Origin of the sequence: Streptomyces vulcanius (assembly GCF_042653945.1) — a bacterium.
Lineage (GTDB): Bacteria > Actinomycetota > Actinomycetes > Streptomycetales > Streptomycetaceae > Streptomyces > Streptomyces mangrovi.
On record NZ_JBHSFK010000029.1, the window covers coordinates 16,302 to 34,413 of the forward strand.

General features: G+C 69.9%; 21 protein-coding genes. 11 read left to right on the top strand and 10 right to left on the bottom strand.

Going from position 1 to position 18,112, the window contains the following annotated elements; all coding sequences use genetic code 11:
* Positions 1–4 precede the first annotated feature (4 nt).
* Both ACFPIH_RS35855 and ACFPIH_RS35860 read left to right on the top strand, forming a co-directional pair.
* Positions 5–856, top strand: coding sequence for an isoprenyl transferase (locus tag ACFPIH_RS35855; protein ID WP_381181187.1), 852 nt, complete (start codon positions 5–7; stop codon positions 854–856).
* Between the two features lie 76 nt (positions 857–932).
* Complete coding sequence (locus ACFPIH_RS35860) at positions 933–2,285, top strand: histidine-type phosphatase (RefSeq protein WP_381181185.1); 1,353 nt, start codon at positions 933–935, stop codon at positions 2,283–2,285.
* 19 nt (positions 2,286–2,304) lie between these two features.
* Here the strand turns inward: ACFPIH_RS35860 and ACFPIH_RS35865 are convergent, their stop codons facing one another.
* From ACFPIH_RS35865 to ACFPIH_RS35880, 4 genes are all read right to left on the bottom strand, one after another.
* Positions 2,305–2,721, bottom strand: a complete 417-nt coding sequence (locus ACFPIH_RS35865) for a Fur family transcriptional regulator (RefSeq protein ID WP_381181183.1) — start codon at positions 2,719–2,721, stop codon at positions 2,305–2,307.
* Between the two features lie 223 nt (positions 2,722–2,944).
* A complete protein-coding gene (locus ACFPIH_RS35870) occupies positions 2,945–3,868 on the bottom strand; it encodes a metal ABC transporter permease (protein ID WP_381181181.1) in 924 nt (307 codons plus the stop codon).
* Complete coding sequence (locus ACFPIH_RS35875; RefSeq protein WP_381181179.1) at positions 3,868–4,629, bottom strand: metal ABC transporter ATP-binding protein; 762 nt, start codon at positions 4,627–4,629, stop codon at positions 3,868–3,870. The genes ACFPIH_RS35870 and ACFPIH_RS35875 overlap by 1 nt, the downstream gene beginning before the upstream one ends.
* Before the next feature lie 26 nt (positions 4,630–4,655).
* On the bottom strand, positions 4,656–5,612 hold the full coding sequence (locus ACFPIH_RS35880; RefSeq protein WP_381181177.1) for a metal ABC transporter substrate-binding protein: 957 nt from the start codon (positions 5,610–5,612) through the stop codon (positions 4,656–4,658).
* 175 nt (positions 5,613–5,787) lie between these two features.
* Here ACFPIH_RS35880 and ACFPIH_RS35885 point away from each other — a divergent pair, with 175 nt between their 5' ends.
* Entirely contained in the window at positions 5,788–7,170 is a 1,383-nt protein-coding gene (locus tag ACFPIH_RS35885) for a glycine--tRNA ligase (RefSeq protein ID WP_381181175.1), read from the top strand.
* Between the two features lie 74 nt (positions 7,171–7,244).
* Here the strand turns inward: ACFPIH_RS35885 and ACFPIH_RS35890 are convergent, their stop codons facing one another.
* From ACFPIH_RS35890 to ACFPIH_RS35910, 5 genes are all read right to left on the bottom strand, one after another.
* Positions 7,245–8,228, bottom strand: a complete 984-nt coding sequence (locus ACFPIH_RS35890) for a polyprenyl synthetase family protein (protein WP_381181173.1) — start codon at positions 8,226–8,228, stop codon at positions 7,245–7,247.
* On the bottom strand, positions 8,222–8,368 hold the full coding sequence (locus tag ACFPIH_RS35895; protein WP_381181171.1) for a hypothetical protein: 147 nt from the start codon (positions 8,366–8,368) through the stop codon (positions 8,222–8,224). Before ACFPIH_RS35895 ends, ACFPIH_RS35890 begins: the two co-directional genes overlap by 7 nt.
* 60 nt (positions 8,369–8,428) lie before the next feature.
* Complete coding sequence (locus ACFPIH_RS35900; RefSeq protein ID WP_381181169.1) at positions 8,429–9,655, bottom strand: cytochrome P450; 1,227 nt, start codon at positions 9,653–9,655, stop codon at positions 8,429–8,431.
* A 141-nt stretch (positions 9,656–9,796) separates the two neighbouring features.
* Positions 9,797–11,095 (bottom strand): hypothetical protein, encoded by a 1,299-nt coding sequence (locus tag ACFPIH_RS35905; RefSeq protein ID WP_381181168.1) that lies wholly within the window; start codon positions 11,093–11,095, stop codon positions 9,797–9,799.
* A 75-nt stretch (positions 11,096–11,170) separates the two neighbouring features.
* Positions 11,171–11,554 carry a hypothetical protein gene (locus ACFPIH_RS35910; RefSeq protein ID WP_381181166.1) on the bottom strand — a complete coding sequence of 128 codons (384 nt, stop codon included), beginning with the start codon at positions 11,552–11,554 and terminating at the stop codon, positions 11,171–11,173.
* Between the two features lie 165 nt (positions 11,555–11,719).
* Here ACFPIH_RS35910 and ACFPIH_RS35915 point away from each other — a divergent pair, with 165 nt between their 5' ends.
* Both ACFPIH_RS35915 and ACFPIH_RS35920 read left to right on the top strand, forming a co-directional pair.
* The gene (locus ACFPIH_RS35915; RefSeq protein ID WP_381181230.1) at positions 11,720–12,562 is read left to right on the top strand and encodes a helix-turn-helix domain-containing protein; all 843 of its coding nucleotides are present in this window, start codon (positions 11,720–11,722) and stop codon (positions 12,560–12,562) included.
* A 5-nt stretch (positions 12,563–12,567) separates the two neighbouring features.
* Positions 12,568–12,747, top strand: coding sequence for a DUF397 domain-containing protein (locus tag ACFPIH_RS35920; RefSeq protein ID WP_465270382.1), 180 nt, complete (start codon positions 12,568–12,570; stop codon positions 12,745–12,747).
* Here the strand turns inward: ACFPIH_RS35920 and ACFPIH_RS35925 are convergent.
* Positions 12,726–13,841, bottom strand: coding sequence for an endonuclease/exonuclease/phosphatase family protein (locus tag ACFPIH_RS35925; RefSeq protein WP_381181162.1), 1,116 nt, complete (start codon positions 13,839–13,841; stop codon positions 12,726–12,728). The genes ACFPIH_RS35920 and ACFPIH_RS35925 overlap by 22 nt on opposite strands.
* A gap of 215 nt (positions 13,842–14,056) precedes the next feature.
* Here ACFPIH_RS35925 and ACFPIH_RS35930 point away from each other — a divergent pair, with 215 nt between their 5' ends.
* From ACFPIH_RS35930 to ACFPIH_RS35955, 6 genes are all read left to right on the top strand, one after another.
* Positions 14,057–14,668 (top strand): lytic polysaccharide monooxygenase auxiliary activity family 9 protein, encoded by a 612-nt coding sequence (locus tag ACFPIH_RS35930; RefSeq protein ID WP_381181160.1) that lies wholly within the window; start codon positions 14,057–14,059, stop codon positions 14,666–14,668.
* Positions 14,669–14,741: 73 nt separating this feature from the next.
* On the top strand, positions 14,742–15,755 hold the full coding sequence (locus tag ACFPIH_RS35935) for an aldo/keto reductase (RefSeq protein WP_381181158.1): 1,014 nt from the start codon (positions 14,742–14,744) through the stop codon (positions 15,753–15,755).
* Between the two features lie 28 nt (positions 15,756–15,783).
* Positions 15,784–16,386: a TetR/AcrR family transcriptional regulator gene (locus tag ACFPIH_RS35940; protein ID WP_381181157.1), complete on the top strand. Its 603-nt coding sequence runs from the start codon at positions 15,784–15,786 to the stop codon at positions 16,384–16,386.
* A 63-nt stretch (positions 16,387–16,449) separates the two neighbouring features.
* Positions 16,450–17,346 carry a UTP--glucose-1-phosphate uridylyltransferase gene (locus ACFPIH_RS35945; protein ID WP_381181155.1) on the top strand — a complete coding sequence of 299 codons (897 nt, stop codon included), beginning with the start codon at positions 16,450–16,452 and terminating at the stop codon, positions 17,344–17,346.
* A 10-nt stretch (positions 17,347–17,356) separates the two neighbouring features.
* Complete coding sequence (locus tag ACFPIH_RS35950) at positions 17,357–17,911, top strand: GNAT family N-acetyltransferase (protein WP_381181153.1); 555 nt, start codon at positions 17,357–17,359, stop codon at positions 17,909–17,911.
* 76 nt (positions 17,912–17,987) lie between these two features.
* On the top strand, positions 17,988–18,110 hold the full coding sequence (locus ACFPIH_RS35955; protein WP_381181151.1) for a hypothetical protein: 123 nt from the start codon (positions 17,988–17,990) through the stop codon (positions 18,108–18,110).
* The last annotated feature ends 2 nt before the right edge of the window (positions 18,111–18,112 follow it).

The following is an 18,112-nucleotide window of genomic DNA, read 5'->3' on the forward strand; positions in this document are numbered from 1 at the left end:
AGTCATGGTCGTACGCGGGTTCCTGGGGCGGCAGCGTCGGGAGTACAAGGCACCGGAGCCGCACCCGTCCGGTGCCCGCGCGCCGAAGCTTCCCGGCGAACTGGTCCCCGAACACGTGGCGATCGTCATGGACGGCAACGGACGCTGGGCCAAGGAGCGCGGGCTGCCGCGCACGGAGGGCCACAAGGTCGGCGCCGAGCGCGTACTGGACGTCCTTCAGGGCGGGGTCGAGATCGGGGTGCGCAACATCTCGCTCTACGCCTTCTCCACCGAGAACTGGAAGCGCTCGCCGGACGAGGTCCGCTTCCTGATGAACTTCAACCGCGACTTCATCCGCAAGACCCGCGACACCCTCGACGGGCTCGGCATCCGGGTGCGCTGGGTGGGCCGGATGCCCAAGCTGTGGAAGTCGGTCGCCAAGGAGCTCCAGATCGCCCAGGAGCAGACCAAGGACAACGACCGCCTCACCCTCTACTTCTGCATGAACTACGGCGGCCGGGCCGAGATCGCCGACGCCGCGAAGGCCCTCGCGGAGGATGTGAAGGCGGGCCGCCTCGACCCGTCGAAGGTCAACGAGAAGACCCTCGCGAAGTACCTGTACTACCCGGACATGCCGGACGTCGACCTGTTCCTGCGCCCCAGCGGCGAGCAGCGGACCTCCAACTACCTGCTCTGGCAGAGCGCGTACGCCGAGATGGTCTTCCAGGACGTGCTGTGGCCGGATTTCGACCGTCGCGACCTGTGGCGGGCCTGCCTGGAGTTCGCTTCCCGGGACCGTCGTTTCGGCGGCGCGATCCCGAATGAGGAACTTTTGGCCATGGAAGGGACAACCCCAGACCAGCAGGCCACTTCCTAGCCGCTGTGCGTTCACGCGGGCCGTCGACGCTGCGGGGGATCAAATCCGGTCACCCGCTCGTTGAAACGGCCCGCACATGAATCGCGTCACCCCCGCTCTCGCCACGGCCCTGGGCGCGCTGGTCCTCACCGCGCTGCCCGCGCACGCCTCCGACTCCGCCACGCACCTCGCGCACCGTGACAGCTACGGCACGAAAGCCACGTACGAGCCCGAGCAGAGCGTCCGCTCCTACCAGCGGCCCCCGGCCGGCTTCGCGCCCGTCTTCACGGAGAACGTCTCCCGGCACGGCTCCCGTTCCGCGACGGACGGCGAGGACGCCGACCTGATCCTCGCACTGTGGAACAAGGCGCAGGCGGCCGGACAACTCACCGGGAAGGGCAAGGAGTTCGGCCCGAAGGTGACCGCCCTCCAGGCCGCCATGGCGAAGATCGGCTACGGCAACCTGAGCGGGCTCGGCAAGCAGGAGATCCAGGACACGGCCGTCCGGATGGCCGAGCGTCTGCCGTCCCTGTTCACCGGGATCGCCGCCAAGGGCGAGAAGATTGACGTCGTCAGCTCGGGCCAGGGACGCGCGGTCGACAGCGCCAACCTCTACGCCGCCGGGCTCGCGGACACCGACCCGGCCCTCAAGCCGCTCATCGGCGCGACCCGCACCGACAAGGACCTGCTCTACTTCCACAAGGCGGACGGCGGCGCGGCCTACCGCGACTACATCGCGAACGACCAGCGTCTCGCGGACACCCTGGCGAAGATCACCGACCAGCCGAAGACCCACCAGGCCGCGATCAGCGTCCTGCGCCGGATCTTCAAGGCCGACTTCGTGGCCGGACTCAGCGCCGCGGACCAGGTGGCCGCCGCCCAGGCCGTCTACAACCTGTACGCCATCGCCCCCGCGATGGCCGAGGAGAGCCCGGCCCCGGACGGCAAGGGCTGGGACATGCAGCGGTACATCTCCGGCTCGGACGCCTCCTGGTTCGGGTACCTCAGCGACACCGAGGACTTCTACGAGAAGGGCCCCGGCTTCGCGGACAGCGACATCACGTACAAGATGGCGGACGTCCTCCTCGACGACTTCTTCCGGCAGATCGAGGCGAAGAAGGCCGGCACCAGCACCCTCGGCGCCGAACTCCGCTTCACCCACGCCGAGGAGATCATCCCGCTGGCCGCCCTGATGGGCCTGCCCGGCAGCACCGAGCCGGTCACGGTGAAGAAGCCGTACACCTACGCGACCAACTCCTGGCGCGGCGCCGACGTGGCCCCCCTGGGCTCCAACATCCAGTGGGACGTCTACGAGAAGGACGGCCGCTACCTGGTCCGCATGCTCTACAACGAGAAGGAGACGGCCTTCAAGTCCGCCTGCCACCCCATCTCCAAGGGCAGCAAGTTCTACGACTTCGCGGAGCTGGAACGCTGCTTCGGCCGCGGCTGATCCCGGGCACGGGCGCGGGTCAGCCCTGCCGACCCGCGCACTCCGCGCACGTGCCGAAGATCTCCACCGTGTGGGCGACGTTGACGTAGCCGTGTTCCACCGCGATGGCCTCCGCCCACTTCTCGACCGCCGGGCCCTCGACCTCGACCGCCTTGCCGCAGGTGCGGCAGACGAGGTGATGGTGGTGGTCGCCGGTGGAGCAGCGGCGGTAGACGGACTCGCCGTCGGAGGTGCGCAGGACGTCGACCTCGCCGGCGTCGGCGAGGGACTGGAGGGTGCGGTACACGGTCGTGAGGCCGACCGAGTCGCCCTTGTGCTTGAGCATGTCGTGCAGTTCCTGGGCGCTGCGGAACTCGTCGACCTCGTTGAGCGCAGCCGAGACAGCGGCACGCTGCCGGGTTGCGCGGCCCTTCACGGGCGGTCCAGCGGTCGTCACCGTTGCCTCCTCACGACTGCGGCTTGCCGGGCCATTGTGCCAGCCCGGCCTGTGCCCAGTCAGACGCCGGCCTAGGACCCGCCTTCCGGATCAGGCCACAGACGCGGGGCATGGCACGCCCATCTGCGGCGTTGTCGTCGGTTGCCGACGCTCCGCGTCGACGCCCTCCTCCGCCTTGCAGCTGCACGCACCATGCCCCGCTCACCGGCACTCACCAGCACCGTTACTTTCCTGTGACCTGATCCGCAAGGCGGGTCCCGTCGCCCGCCCCCCTGGTGGCCGGAATCGCGCACTCCGCCGGGTCGCCGGCGGGCTGGGACGCGGCCAGGGCGCGGGCGCGGCGGCGGGCGATCGGGGCGGCCAGCACGGTCAGCACGAAGAACGCGCCGATGGTCAGCAGGACGATCGTCGCGCCGGGCGGGACGTCCTGGTAGTAGGACGTGATCGTGCCGCCGATGGTCACGGAGACGCCGATGGCGACCGCGATGGCGAACGTCGCGGCGAAGCTCCGGGTCAGCTGCTGGGCCGCCGCCACCGGGACCACCATCAGGGCGGACACCAGCAGCAGGCCCACCACCCGCATCGCCACCGTCACGGTCACCGCCGCCGTGATCGCGGTCAGCAGGTTCAGGGCGCGCACCGGCAGGCCGGTCACCCGGGCGAACTCCTCGTCCTGGCTGACGGCGAAGAGCTGGCGGCGCAGGCCGACGGTGACGAGGACCACGAAGGCGGCCAGCAGACAGATCGCCGTCACGTCCGACTCCGAGACGGTCGACAGGGACCCGAAGAGGTACGACGTGAGGTTCGCGTTGGAGCCGGTCGGCGCGAGGTTGATGAACATCACGCCGCCGGCCATACCGCCGTAGAAGAGCATGGCGAGGGCGATGTCGCCGCGGGTGCGGCCGTACCAGCGGATCAGCTCCATGACGACGGCGCCGAGGACGGACACCGCCGTCGCCATCCAGACCGGGGACCAGGAGAGCAGGAAGCCGAGGCCGACGCCGGTCATCGCCACATGGCCGATGCCGTCGCCCAGCAGGGCCTGGCGGCGCTGGACGAGGTAGATACCGACGGCGGGGGCGGTGATGCCGACCAGGACGGCGGCGAGCAGCGCCCGCTGCATGAAGGCGTAGTCGAGGAAGTCCATCAGCTCAGCAGTCCTGTGCGTATCGGCTCGTGCTCGGAGTGGGGGTGTACGTGGTCGTGGCCGGGGAGCGCGTGCTGGCCGAGGGCCCGAGGGGGCGGGCCGTCGTGCTGGACGCAGCCGTCGCGCAGGACGACCGCCCGGTCGATGAGGGGCTCCAGGGCGCCCAGCTCGTGCAGGACGAGGAGAACCGTGGCGCCGGCCGCGACCTGGTCCCTCAGCGTGCGCGCCAGGACCTCCTGGCTGGCCAGGTCGACGCCCGCCATCGGCTCGTCCATGATCAGCAGTTCGGGTTCGGAGGCGAGGGCGCGGGCGATCAGTACCCGCTGGTGCTGGCCGCCGGAGAGGGCGTCCACGTTGTCCTTGGCCCGGTCCGCCATGCCGACCAGCTCCAGGGCCTGCCGTACGGCGTCCCGGTCGGCCTTGCGGAAGACGCCGAAGCGGGTGCGGGAGAGGCGGCCCGAGGAGACGACCTCGGTCACCGTGGCCGGGACCCCGCCGGCCGCTGTCGTGCGCTGCGGGACGTAACCGACCCGCGACCAGTCCCGGAACCGCTTCCGCTCCGTACCGAACAGCTCGATCTCGCCCTCGCTCACCGGCACCTGTCCGATGACGGTGCGGATCGCGGTCGACTTCCCGGAGCCGTTGGCGCCGAGCAGCGCGACGACCTCACCGTGGCGCACGGTGAGGTCGATGCCGCGCAGGACGGGGCGCGAGCCCAGGTCGGCGCGGACACCGCGCATCGCTATGACGGGCTCGCCCATGACGTCGTCCTCCGTGCCGCTATCTGTCATTTGGTTCCCAGGGCCGTCTGGAGCGCCTTGAGGTTCGCCTGCTGGACCGAGAAGTAGTCCTTGCCGCGGGACTTGTCCGTGATGCCCTCGATGGGGTCGAGGACGTCCGTCTTCAGTCCGGCGTCGGCGGCGATGGTCTTCGCGGTCTTGTCGCTGACGAGCGTCTCGTAGAACACGGTGGTGACGCCGTCGGCCTTCGCCATCTTCTCAAGCCCCTTCACGCGCGCGGCGCTGGGCTCCGATTCGGGGTCGAGGCCGTTGATGGCCTCCTCGGTCAGGCCGTAGCGCTCGGCGAGGTAGCCGAAGGCGGCGTGGGTGGTGATGAAGACCTTGGTCTTCGTGTTCGCGAGCCCGGTCTTGAACTCGGTGTCGAGATCGCCGAGCTTCTTCACGAGCGTCGCGGTGTTGGCCTTGTAGTCGGCCGCGTTGTCCGGGTCGGCCTTCTCGAAGGCCTTGCCGACGCCCTCGGCGACCTGGGCGTAGCGCACCGGGTCGAGCCAGATGTGGGGGTCGAGGCCGGCCAGCTCCTCGTTCTCGTGGTCGTCGTGCTCGGCCGCGTGGCCGCCGACCTCGTTGCCGTGCTTCTCCAGGGAGGTCAGCGCGGCGGCGTCGATCTTCGTCTTGACCTCGGACTGGGCCACCGCGTCGTCGACGGAGGGCTGGAGGTTCTTGAGGTAGAGCACCGCGTCGGACTCCTGGAGCTGCGCGGTCTGCTTGGCGCTGATCTCCAGGTCGTGCGGCTCCTGGCCGGGCTCGGTCAGACTGGTGACGTGCACATGGTCCCCGCCTATCTGCTCGGCGAGGTAGGCCATGGGGTAGAACGACGCGACGACGTCGAACTTGTCCGTGTTGGCCGCGGCGGCGCTGTCCGAGGAGCACGCGGTGAGGGTGCCGAGGCCGAGGGCGGTGACCGCCGCGAGTGCGGTGCCCGGTATGAGTCGTCGTACGTTCATGACAGTCATTTTCAACAAATATGGAAACCGTTGTCAACAAGTCCTGGGTAAGAGGTCCGGCAGGGGCTCGGGCAAGGGAACCGATTTGGTTCAGGGGGAGCACCCGCCGGTACGCTGAATCAATTCGCTGGAAGCATCTCGCTTCGTCGTCCGTCGTCGTTATGAAGAGAGCACCGTGGCCGCCGACAAGATCGACACCATCGTCAGCCTGAGCAAGCGCCGTGGCTTCGTATTCCCCTGTAGTGAGATCTACGGCGGCCAGAAGGCCGCCTGGGACTACGGACCGCTGGGTGTCGAGCTCAAGGAGAACCTGAAGCGCCAGTGGTGGCGCTACATGGTGACGTCCCGCGAGGACGTGGTCGGCATCGACTCGTCCGTGATCCTGGCCCCCGAGGTCTGGGTGGCCTCCGGTCACGTGGCCACCTTCTCCGACCCGCTCACCGAGTGCACCTCCTGTCACAAGCGGTTCCGCGCGGACCACCTGGAGGAGGCGTACGAGGCCAAGCACAACCGTCCCCCGGCCAACGGCCTGGCGGATGTGAACTGCCCGAACTGCGGCAACAAGGGTCAGTTCACCGAGCCGAAGCAGTTCTCGGGTCTGCTCTCCACCCACCTCGGTCCGACGCAGGACACCGGCTCCATCGCCTACCTGCGCCCCGAGACCGCCCAGGGCATCTTCACCAACTTCGGCCAGGTGCAGACCACTTCGCGTCGCAAGCCGCCGTTCGGCATCGCGCAGATGGGCAAGTCCTTCCGCAACGAGATCACGCCCGGCAACTTCATCTTCCGCACCCGCGAGTTCGAGCAGATGGAGATGGAGTTCTTCGTCAAGCCGGGCGAGGACGAGACGTGGCAGGAGTACTGGATGGAGCAGCGCTGGAACTGGTACACCGGCCTGGGCATGCGCGAGGAGAACATGCGGTGGTTCGAGCACCCGAAGGAGAAGCTCTCCCACTACTCCAAGCGCACCGCTGACATCGAGTACCGCTTCCAGTTCGGCGGCAACGAGTGGGGCGAGCTGGAGGGCGTCGCCAACCGCACGGACTACGACCTCACCGCGCACTCCAAGGCCTCCGGCCAGGACCTCTCCTACTTCGACCAGGAGGCCGGCGAGCGCTGGACGCCGTACGTCATCGAGCCGGCGGCCGGTGTCGGTCGCGCGATGCTCGCCTTCCTGCTCGACGCGTACGTCGAGGACGAGGCGCCGAACGCCAAGGGCAAGCTGGAGAAGCGGACGGTCCTGCGCCTGGACCACCGGCTGGCCCCGGTGAAGGTCGCGGTGCTGCCTCTTTCGAGGAACCCCGAGCTGTCGCCCAAGGCCAAGGGCCTGGCCGCCGCCCTGCGTCAGAACTGGAACATCGAGTTCGACGACGCCGGCGCCATCGGCCGCCGCTACCGTCGCCAGGACGAGATCGGTACGCCGTACTGCGTGACGGTCGACTTCGACACCCTCGAGGACAACGCGGTCACGGTGCGTGAGCGTGACTCGATGAAGCAGGAGCGGGTGTCCCTCGACCAGATCGAGGGCTACCTCGCGGGGCGCCTCGTCGGCGCGTAGTGCGTCGTCGTAAGCGGTAAGGGGTCGGCCCCGGCGGGTTCTCCGCCGGGGCCGACCCCTTCTCCGTACGGACGCTAGGGCCGGGCGGCGACCGCGAGCCGTGCCGAGCCGTGCAGCAGATGGTGGAGCAGGTCGCGGTGGTCGGAGGCCGGAGCCAGGCGGTCGAGCAGAGCACACGCTTGATCGCGCAGGGCGCCGATCCGGTCGGCGTAGCCGGATGTGACACCGGGCCGGCGCAGGGCCTCCGACAGTTCGGCCCGCGCGCCCAGGTCGCGGCGGGCGTGGATCCGCAGGCGCAGCAGGCGCTCGTGTGTCTCGGGGCCGGCGGTCTCCAGGGCGTGGGCGAGCAGCAGGGTGAGGGTCCCGTTCGCGAGGTCCTCGTCGATGCCGGAGCCGTCGTGCGCGGCGTCGTTGGCCACTTGCCGCAAGAGGCCGAACAGTTCGCCGAACACTCGCCAGGCGCGCAGGGTCACCGGGTCGTCGGTCGACAGGCGGGCCGCCATCACGGCGTCGCGTCCATAGGGGGCGCCGGTCTTTCCCCGGTAACTCCGGATCACCTGCGCCCAGGTGCACGGGCTGTCGAAGGAGGCGAGGTCGGCGAGCTGTCCCGCGGTGGCCTGGATGGATGTGCCGAGGAGCGTGCGTCGCCAGGACTCGGTGATCTCCGGCGGAAGCGGCTGCCGGTCTATGACGGCGAACGGCACGAGCGTGCCGCAGGCCATCGCCAGCAGCACCGCTTTCCCGTCGGGAGTGACGACCTCGCCGGCGACCTCGCCGACGCCGTCGGCGAGGTCGTCCAGCGCCTGTGCGCCCGCCCACCAGAGTCGGGAGACCGTGCCCACCGGCACAGCCTCCTCGGGGCGCCCGGTGAGGGCGCCCGCCACAGCGATGCCGAAGAGCCGTGACGGGACGCTGCCGGGATACCGGTCGAGCAACGCGGACAGTCCGGCGCGGAGCAGGCCGGAATGGTCCTGACACGCGGCTTCCACGCCCGCCAGGGCCTCGGCGTCGACCCGCCCGAGCCACACGGACGGCGGCTGCGTCAGCACACTCAGCACACGAAGAAGAACGCGGTCGCCTCGTCGTCGGTGGTTACGGCGCACGGCTCGGCGGGGGCGGTGGCCGGATCGGGCTCGTGACCGTCGAGGATGTGCTCGGTCCGCTCGATGTCGGCGAGGAGTGCGGCAGTCGCGGTCAAGTGACGTCCTTCGGTTGTGGGTGCGGACGGCCCCCTGTACAGGTCGGGGCCAACGAATTTCTACCTGGTCCCCGGGAGGCCGAGAAGAGTCGGCCGGTCCAACTTCTCCGTATAAACGGGCAGGTTCGCGTACCCGCGGAAGGTGGTGCGGTCCCGCCGGACGGCCTCACCGGCGCGCTCCATCGCGGGCAGGCGGGCCAGCAGCACGGGGAACGCGATGCGGGCCTCCAGGCGGGCCAGTGCGGCACCGAGGCAGTAGTGCGCACCCGCGCCGAAGGACAGCGGCTGGACGGACTCGCGGAACGGATCGAAGCGGTCGGGGTCGGGGAAGCGGTCGGGGTCGCGGTTGCCCGCGCCGAGGAACACCATGATGTGGCTGTTCGCCTCGATCCGGTCGGCGCCGTCGATGTCCACCTCCTCCGCGGCCCAGCGGCTGGTGAGTTGCAGCGGCGACTCCAGACGCAGCAGTTCTTCGACGTATGCGTCGGCGAGGCCGGGGTCCGCCCCGAGCCGGGAGGCAGGGCCGGGGTGGTCCAGCAGGACACCCATACCGTTGCCCAGGAGGTTGGCGGTGGTCTCGAAACCGGCCAGCAGCAGGGTGACCAGGTTGGCGATCAGTTCGCGGGTCGACAGGTCGCCGTCGGCGTCGTGCGTGGCGATCAGGGCGCTGATCAGGTCGTCGCCGGGCGCGTTGCGCCGGCTTCGGACCAGGTCGGTGAAGTAGGCCTCCAACTCGGTGGCGGCCCGGTCGGCCGCGATGGTGTGACTGCCGGGCTGCCGGGGCTCCAAAACCTCGGTCATCTCCTGCGCTCGCTCCCGGAACCACTGCTGTTCGGCGGCCGGCACGCCGAGCAGTGCGCAGATGACCCGGATCGGCATGGGGTAGGCGAACTCGTCCATGAAGTCCACGGCTTCACCGGAACCGCCCAGGTGGGCCAGGTAGTCGGCGAGTCTGACGGCCTGCGCGGTGACCGCCTCCCGCAGCGCCTCGACCTGCCGTGGCGCGAACGCCGCAGCCATCAGCCTGCGCACCCGGGTGTGACCGGTGCCGTTGCTCTTCATCAGGGAGTCCGCGACCAGCCGGCTGGCCGGTCCGTCCGGCCAGCCCCTCACCCGCAGACGAGGGTCACGCAGCAGCGCGCTGATCGCGTCATAGCCGGTCGCCGCGTAGAAGCCCGGCCCCAGTCGCACGACGGGCCCGTGCGCGCGTAACGCGGCGTAGGCCGGATACGGATCCTCTCGTCCAGCAGGCGACGCCAGAACTCGTGCCGCTTCGCCGATCAGCATGTGCCCAACCCTCAGACGTAGTTGACGGGGCACGATCGGCATGGCGATCGGCAGGCCCCGGGGACGACCGCCGAGACCCTACGGCCCTGTGAGGCGGTTATCCAGCGGGGCCCCCGATGCTCTTCGGGCGGTCCGTTTCCGTCAGCGGAGCCCGCGCGAGGCCAGCAGACCGCACGCGCTCGTCACGCTCTCGCACGCGGCGTTGCCCGCGGCCAGTACGGCGCGGGTGCCGGGAATGCCCTCGATGTCGAAGACCGTGCTGCCCATGCTCGTCGAGGTGAGTTCCGCCGGAAGTTCCTCGTCGGTCCAGGTGGTGCCGTCCCAGCGGGAGAGCAGCGCGTGGCTACCGCCCTGGGGCGGCCAGCCCGCGACCCACACGCCCCCCGAGCCGTCCGTGCCCGTGGCGTTCACTTCGTCGACGCCGGGGGCGGGTATCCGCTGCCATGCGCGGCCGTCCCAGCGCGTGGAGAGGAGCCCGCTCGGCACCCCCGGATCGTTGGTCTTGCCGAACACGTGAACCGTTCCGCGCCTGGTCGACACGATGTGGTTGGCCACCCAGCCGGCGCCGTACGCGAAGGGGACGGGGACGGTGTCCACCGTCCAGCGCCGCCCGTCGAAGTGGTAGAGCAGGGGCGTGGAGACGCCGTCCGTCTCGGTCTGGGCGCTGACCCATACGTCGTCGGGGCCGGTGCCCGTGATGCCGAAGGGCTCCACCGGACGGCCGTCGGGTGCCTGGGGCAGTGCCGTACGGCTCCACTCGCGGCCGTCCCAGTGCTCCAGCTGTCCCGAGTACGCCTTGTCGGGGTCGGCGGGGTCCGCTGTCGGGTTCCAGTCCAGCGTGGTCAGCCACACGGAGTTCGCGCCCGTCGACTTCAGTTCCAGGACGAAACGGATCGAGCCCTTGGCGGGTGCCGGACGCGACACCGGCTTCCAGCGGGTGCCGTTCCAGTGCTGGAGGACGATCGAGCCGTCGGCCTCGGGGAGTGCGGAGCCCTGGCGGAGACGGTCCGCCAGGGTGTCCGGCAGCCGGTCCAGGAGTGTGTCCGGCAGCCGGGCGGCAGCCGAGGAGGCGCCCCCGACCTCGATGTCGTTGTACGTTCCGGCCGCCCAGACGTCGTCCGGGCCCGAGGCGGCCACCGCGTCCAACTGCGCGGGCCTGCCGCCGGTCCCCGCGAGCGGGACATCGCTCCACCGGGTGCCGTCCCAGTGCTTGGCCACCGGAGCCGTCGCCCAGGACTCGTCCGTCTTCCTGCCGACCGCCCACGCGTCGGTCCGGCCCGTCGCGGTGACGTCGTAGAAGTCGGTCGACTCCGCCGCGGACAGCGGTAACGCCATTTTCCAGGGCGCCGGTACCTGCGTCTGCGCCTGTGCGGCATACGGGGTGAGTGCGAGGGCGCAGGCCGCGAGTGCGGTGGCCACGCGGGTGGCGGGTGTTGTCATCTTCTTCCGTGCTCCTACTGGATCCTGAGCCCGAAGCGGCTCTCTTACCAAGCAGTGCGCGCAGCGGCCCAGTTCTTACAGGGGGAGCGGGTGCGCCTGCTGCTGGTGTCTGCGCAGCAGGACGTTCGCGTCGGTCTCCGCGCTGTAGTCGTGCTCGGCGCGGGCCGCCTCGCGGAGCGTTTCCAGTTCCTCGCACTCGGCGCAGTCCGGGACCGGCTGGGGCGGGCGGGGCAGGCCGACCATGAACGGCCCGTCCGTGCGGGCGAGTTTGTTGGCGGCACGGACGTTGGCCCGCAGGCGTTCCCGGTCGGTGGCGGGGCGCAGGGCGGCGGGGTCGGCCTGCCACTCCCGGCCGCCGCCGACGGGGCGCAGCATCGCGTAGGGGCCGGAACTGTCGCGGTACTCGCCGACCATGTCGGTGGCCGGGTCGTAGAGGAGGGTGCCGGGCTCGTGCTGCATGGTGTCCGCTCCTTTTACCCAACTTCCATACGAATTGTGAGGGTTGGGCTACTCTGGGTGGTGGGGGTCGTCGTCAGGATGGCCTCCGGGCGGTGCCGACATGCCGTTGATGTGGGCCGGGTGGTCGTTCGGCTGCGCAAATTCAACAACTGCGAAGGGGGCGGGATGCCGGCGAGGCGGGTGGTCACGGGGCGCAGCCAGGAACCTCGGCGACGGTTCGCGGAGGAGCTGCGCTTACTGCGGGCGGGCAGGGGGGACAGCCTGCGGCAGCTGGAGGAGGTGCTGGGCTGGACCGCGTCGACCTTCGGCAAGATGGAGGGCGGACAGAGCCTGGGGAGCCCGGAGGTGGTGGAGGCGCTGGACCAGCATTACGGGACGACGCCGATGTTGCTGACGCTGTGGGAGCTGGCGGTCGCGGATCCGTCGCAGTTCAAGGAGCAGTACCGCCGGTACATGCTGCTTGAGGCCGAAGCGGTGAGCCTCTGGCAGTACTCGGTGAGCAGGCCGCCGGGACTGCTTCAGACACCCGGGTATGCGCGAGAGGCGCTGGCGGCGGGTGGTCTTGAAGGGGAGGAACTGGAGCAGCAGATCGACGCACGCATCGGACGCCGGAAGGTACTGGAGGGCTCTGATGCGCCGCCGTTCCGTGTGCTCCTCTCCGAAGCGGTACTGCGCAACTCGCTACGGCAACTTCGAGAGTGGCGAGGGCAGTTGGAGTTCCTGCTGGAGGCTGCGGAGCATCCGAAGGTCACGCTCCATGTGCTGCCCTGGGGCACGGGACTGCACGGCCTGGACAGCACCGACTCGATGTTCCTTCGGCTCGCGGACGGCCGTACCGTGGTCTATGTCGAAAACGACGTACGGGGCGAACTGATCGAGGATTCCGGCAAGGTTGAGCGCCTGCACCGCACCTATGATTCGGTACGTGACCTGGCGCTGAACCCTGCCGAGTCGCGGACGTTCATCTTGCGGATGTTGGAGGAATTGCCGTGCGAGCCATCGACCTGAGCAGCGTGACATGGCGCAGGAGCAGCTACAGCAACTCTGACGGCGGCAACTGCGTGGAAGTCGCCGAAAACGTTCCCTCCCTCGTCCCCGTGCGGGACAGCAAAGCCCCAGCACTCGGTGTCCTTCTCATCGGTGCCGAGGCCTGGGGCTGCTTCGTCCGGGCCTACAGGTCCACGTCCACGTAGAGCGCCGCGTGGTCGGAGGCCGCGTTGGCCTTCGAGGTCACGGTGTCGAAGGCCTTGATGTCGTCCGCGAAGATGCCGCGGGTCTCCAGGCCGACGTGCTGGATCTCCGGCCACAGTTCCGGCGACAGCAGCAGGTAGTCGAGCTTGTCCCGCTCGCTCTTGCACTCCCCGTGCGTGCCGGGCAGGCCGCGATAGGTGCGGTGACTCATCACGTCCCGCAGCCCGGTGTCCCGTAGCACCATGGCCGTGTCGCTGTCCGGGGTGTCGTTGAGGTCCCCGGCGACGATGACGTGCGGGGTGCGCTCCATCGCGGCCCGGTAGATCTCCGCGACCCGCGTCGCCTGGGCCAGCCGCAGTTCCGGATCGTCGTGGAACTTGCTCTTGAGGTGGTTGCCGAGGATCACCAGGGGCGTGCCGTTGACATGGATCTCGAACTCGGGGCAGTCACGGCTGAAGAGGCGCTTGGCGGGACTCTCCGGGTCGGTGTCGAAGATGTGGGACCGGACGGACGTGACCGGGTGCCGGCTGAGGATCCCGATGTCGATGCCCCGGCCGTCGTTGCCGTCGATCAGCAGGGCGTAGGGGTACGGCCGTCTGCCGAGTGCCCCGGCGAGCACCTGCGTGTTGAAGCGCTCCAGGGTGAGCCGGTCCTCGACCTCCACGGTGAGCAGGATGTCGGCGTCGACCTCCGAGACGACCCGGCCGGTGTTCCGTACGACGTCCAGGTCGAGGTCGTCCTGCCCCAGTTCGGCCCAACCGGCCCACGCGGCACGGCCCTTGGCGGTGACCTCGACGGTGGTGCTGTTTCCCGACCCGGACGTCCTGAACAGCCCGGCATCCTTCCCCGGGCGGGACTGGTTGATGAAGATCGGCGGCGGCGGGTTCTTCGGGTCGGTGTCGTACGCCCGGTGCTTCTTGATGAGCCGGGCGATCTCGGCCTTGTCCTGGTCCCGGTACACGGGCAGGTCGAGGAGGGTCGCCAGCGCGGCGAAGTCGTCGAGGATGTCCTTGCGTTTGACCGGGTCCGCGAGGCGGAAGGCGGTGGGCCGGCGGAAGAGGTTCTCCATGTTGAAGGTGGCGATGCGGATGCTCATACAGGCCTCCCTGACGTGACTGCGCACCGACATCTCTCATTGTCCTCGGGGCGTCATTTCCGGCGACCGGAGGACAGACGGCGGGGGAGAGCTGCCGTTCACTCGTTCGGCGCACACGCGAGTGCGGGCCGCCGGTGCCCGTGTGAGCCTGCCTGAGGGAAATCCCCTGCACACGGAAGGTCCCACGGGCCTGCCGAGAAGGAGGACCAGGAACGATGGCAACAGCGAAGACCACGCGCACCGACCAGGACGCCGCCCCGCTCCACGGGTGGGTGACCCAGCCGCCGTCCCGCGCGGCCCGTCTGTTCAACGACGGCTACCCGTCCAACGCGCTGGAGGCGGGCAAGTTCTTCCCGGCGACGGAGGCGGGCCGGACGGATCCCCTGCAGCCCTCCGACGTCCCCAGTGACATGCCGCCGGCGGACGGGAAGATCGCCAGCGCGGGCTACCCCGGAGGCGGTGCCCCCCAGCTGGACGAGGTGCGGGACTGGCGGAAGGTCGATCTCGCGTCGGGTGGGCAGCAGAAGTTCGTCTGGAACTTCACGATGCAGCACCGGACGCGCCGCTACAACTACTTCGTCACCAAGAACGGCTGGGACCCGTCGCAGCCGCTGACGCGGGCCCAGTTCGAGCCCGTGCCGTTCGCGAAGCTGGAGCCGAACGGGGACACGCCGTACTGGGAACTGCCGATGCCGCCGCATGGGGTTCCGGTGGAGCACACGATCACGCTTCCGGAGCGCAAGGGCTACCACGTGGTTCTCGGCGTATGGGAGGTGGCGGACACCGGTGCCGCCTTCTACCAGGTGATCGACGCGAATTTCGCCTAGGCCGCCTGGCCTGATGGTGCATGACAGCTGACAGATATTGAAATCTGTCAGCTGTCATGCCAGGGTGGACGGCATGACCACACCCACGCGTACCCTCGGCACCACCGGCCCCCAGGTCTTCCCCCTCGGCCTCGGCTGTATGGGGATGTCCTCCGCCGTGTACGGCGAAGCCGACCGCACCGAGGCGATCGCCACCGTCCACGCCGCCCTGGAGGCGGGCGTGACCCTGCTCGACACCGGCGACTTCTACGCCATGGGGCACAACGAGATGCTGGTCGGCGAGGCCCTGCGCACCGCCCCCGCGGCCCGCCGCGAACAGGCCCGGGTCAGCGTGAAGTTCGGCGGCCTGCGCGACCCGGACGGCGGCTGGAGCGGCCACGACGGCCGGCCCGCCGCCGTGAAGAACTTCGCCGCGTACTCGCTCCAGCGCCTCGGCGTCGACCACATCGACGTCTACCGCATCGCCCGGGTCGACCCGGACGTGCCGATCGAGGAGACGGTCGGCGCCATCGCGGAACTCGTCGAGAAGGGACACGTCCGGCACATCGGCCTCAGCGAGGCGAGCGCGGCCAACATCCGGCGGGCCGCCGCCACCGCGCCCATCGCCGATGTCCAGCTGGAGTACGCGATCATCACCCGCGACATCGAGCGGGAGATCCTGCCGACCCTGCGTGAGCTGGGCATCGGCGTCACGGCGTACGGAGTGCTCTCGCGGGGCCTGATCTCCGGCCACGTCACCCGTGACAGCCGGTTCGGCGCGGACGACTACCGCTCCCTCTCGCCCCGCTTCCAGGGCGAGAACCTGCACCACAACCTCGACCTCGTCGAGGCGCTGCGCAAGATCGCCGAAGGGAAGGGCGCGACGGTCGCCCAGGTCGCGACCGCCTGGGTCCTCTCGCGGGGCGAGGACATCGTGCCGCTGGTCGGAGCCCGCACCCGCGAGCGGCTCACCGAGTCGCTGGGCGCCCTGGACGTCGTACTCGACGCGGCGGACCTGGCGGCGATCGAGGAGGCCGTACCGGCGGACGCGGCGGCCGGCACCCGCTACCCGGCCCGGCAGATGGCGGATCTCGGCACGGAGCAGTGATCGTGACGCCCCCGGTACCGTCTAGGGCATGGCAGCGACCACCGAGACCCTGACCGCCGCGCGCATCCTCGAAGCGACCGAGGAGGTGCTGCGCCGCCACGGACCGGCCAAGGCCACCGTGGTGGACGTGGCCCGCGCGCTCGGCGTCAGCCACGGCAGCGTCTACCGCCACTTCCGTACGAAGGCGGCGCTGCGCGAGGCGGTCGTCAAACGGTGGCTCGACCGCACGCTGGAGGAACTCACCGCGATCACCTCCGACGAGGGCAGGACCCCGGAGACGCGGCTGCGTGACTGGCTCACCCGGCTCTTCGCGGCCAAGCGGGACAAGGCGGCCGACGACCCGGAGCTGTTCGCCACCTACTTCGTGCTCGCGAAGGAGACCCAGGCCGGTCCGGCGGTCGGCGAGCACATCGACGACCTGACCGGCCAGCTCACCCGGATCATCGAGGCCGGTGTCGAAAGCGGCGCCTTCGCCGTTTCCGACCCGGCCGTCGAGGCCCGAGCCGTCTTCCAGGCGACCGGCCGTTTCCACGATCCGGACTACGCGGGCGAATGGCTGCGGCCGGAGGCGGACGCCGATTTCCGGGCGGTACTGGAGCTGCTGGTGAGGGGGCTGAGGTCGGGATGCTAGAGGGCGGATAGAGTGCTGACCGACCGCGACCGTGTCAGTACCCAGACAGGAACCGAGAGACTGATGTCGCCGACCATCCGCAGGGCCGTGATCCCTGCCGCCGGGCTCGGTTCCCGGCTGCTGCCCCTCACCAAGGCCACGCCGAAGGAGATGCTCCCGGTCGGTGACAAACCGGTGATCGAGCACACCGTGCGCGAGCTGGTGGACTCCGGCATCACCGACATCACCATCGTCGTCTCCGGCGGAAAGTCCCTGATCCAGGAGCACTTCCGGCCCAACCCCGCCCTGGTCGAGCAACTGCGCGCCGACGGCAAGACGTTCTACGCCGACGCCGTCGAGGAGGTCGCCGAGCTGGCCCGCCGGGGCCACATCACCTACCTCGACCAGCGCGGCCCGTACGGCAACGGCACCCCCGTCCTGAACGCCGCCCGCTCCTTCGGCGACGAGCCCGTCCTGGTGCTGTGGCCCGACGACGTGTTCGTCGCCGAGGTGCCCCGCGCCCAGCAGCTGATCCGCGCCTACGAACAGACCGGCTGCCCCACGCTCGCCCTCATGCCGATGGACCCCGCCGACTCCCAGCGCTACGGCGTCCCCATCGTCAAGGAGGACCTCGGCGCCGGCACCCTGCGCATCACCGGCCTCGTCGAGAAGCCCGACCCCACCGCCGCGCCCTCCTCGTACGCGGCCATCGGCGGCTATGTCATCACCCCCGGCATCGTCGACGAACTGCGCGAGCAGACCCGCCGCTGGTACGAGCACCGCACCGGCGAGATCTACCTGACCGACGCCATCAACGCCTACGCCTCCACCCGCGCCGTCTACGGCCAGGTCATCCAGGGCCGCTGGTACGACACCGGCAACCCGGCCGACTACCTGGTCGCCCAGATGGCCACCGCCCTGGCCCACCCCGAGTACGGGCCGGTACTGCGGGGGCTGGTCGAGGACCTCGGCGAGAACTAGCGCTCCGACCATGACCGGACCCGGACCCGGACCCGTCGCCTGGCCACCTGCCCCGATCAGGACCGAACGGCTCGTGCTCCGCGAGCCCGAGGCCCGAGACCGTGCGGCGTTCGTCGAGCTGTTCGCATCGCCGGAGGCGGGCGCCTACACAGGCGGCCCTCGACCGCGTGACGAGTTGGAACGCGCGTTGCCCGAGACGCCCGCGAGGCGCCCCGGCCTCTTCGTGGTCGAACTCGACGGAGCGATGATCGGAACCGTCGAGCTCAACCGGCGCGACCCGGAGCATCGGAGTCATGTCCGCCCGGATGCCGGGGAGGCCGAGCTCGGCTACCTGTTCCTCCCACAGGCATGGGGACACGGGTACGCCGCCGAGGCGTGCGCGGCGGCGCTCGGCCGGTTCGCCGACGCGTTTCCCGGCGAGCCGGTGGTGCTCTGCACCCAGACCGCCAACGACCGCTCGATGCGCCTCGCGGCGAAGCTGGGGTTCACCGAGGTGCAGCGCTTCGAGGAGTGGGGCGCCGAGCAGTGGTTCGGCGCGTGGTCCTCGCTCACGCGGAGCCGCTGAGTGGCCCGGTCAGGTGGACCCGTCCTGCGTACCCAGAGGCTTGTGATGGAGCCGATCCGCCGCGAGGAGGCTCTCCGTGCCCGTCACCTTCCGGCAGCCCGACGGCGCGCGGACCTCGCCACTGGCCACCATGATCTATGACCTGGCCGGCCTGCCTCGTCCGACCGCCGGTGTGGACCTGCGGGGCCTGCCCTTCTGATG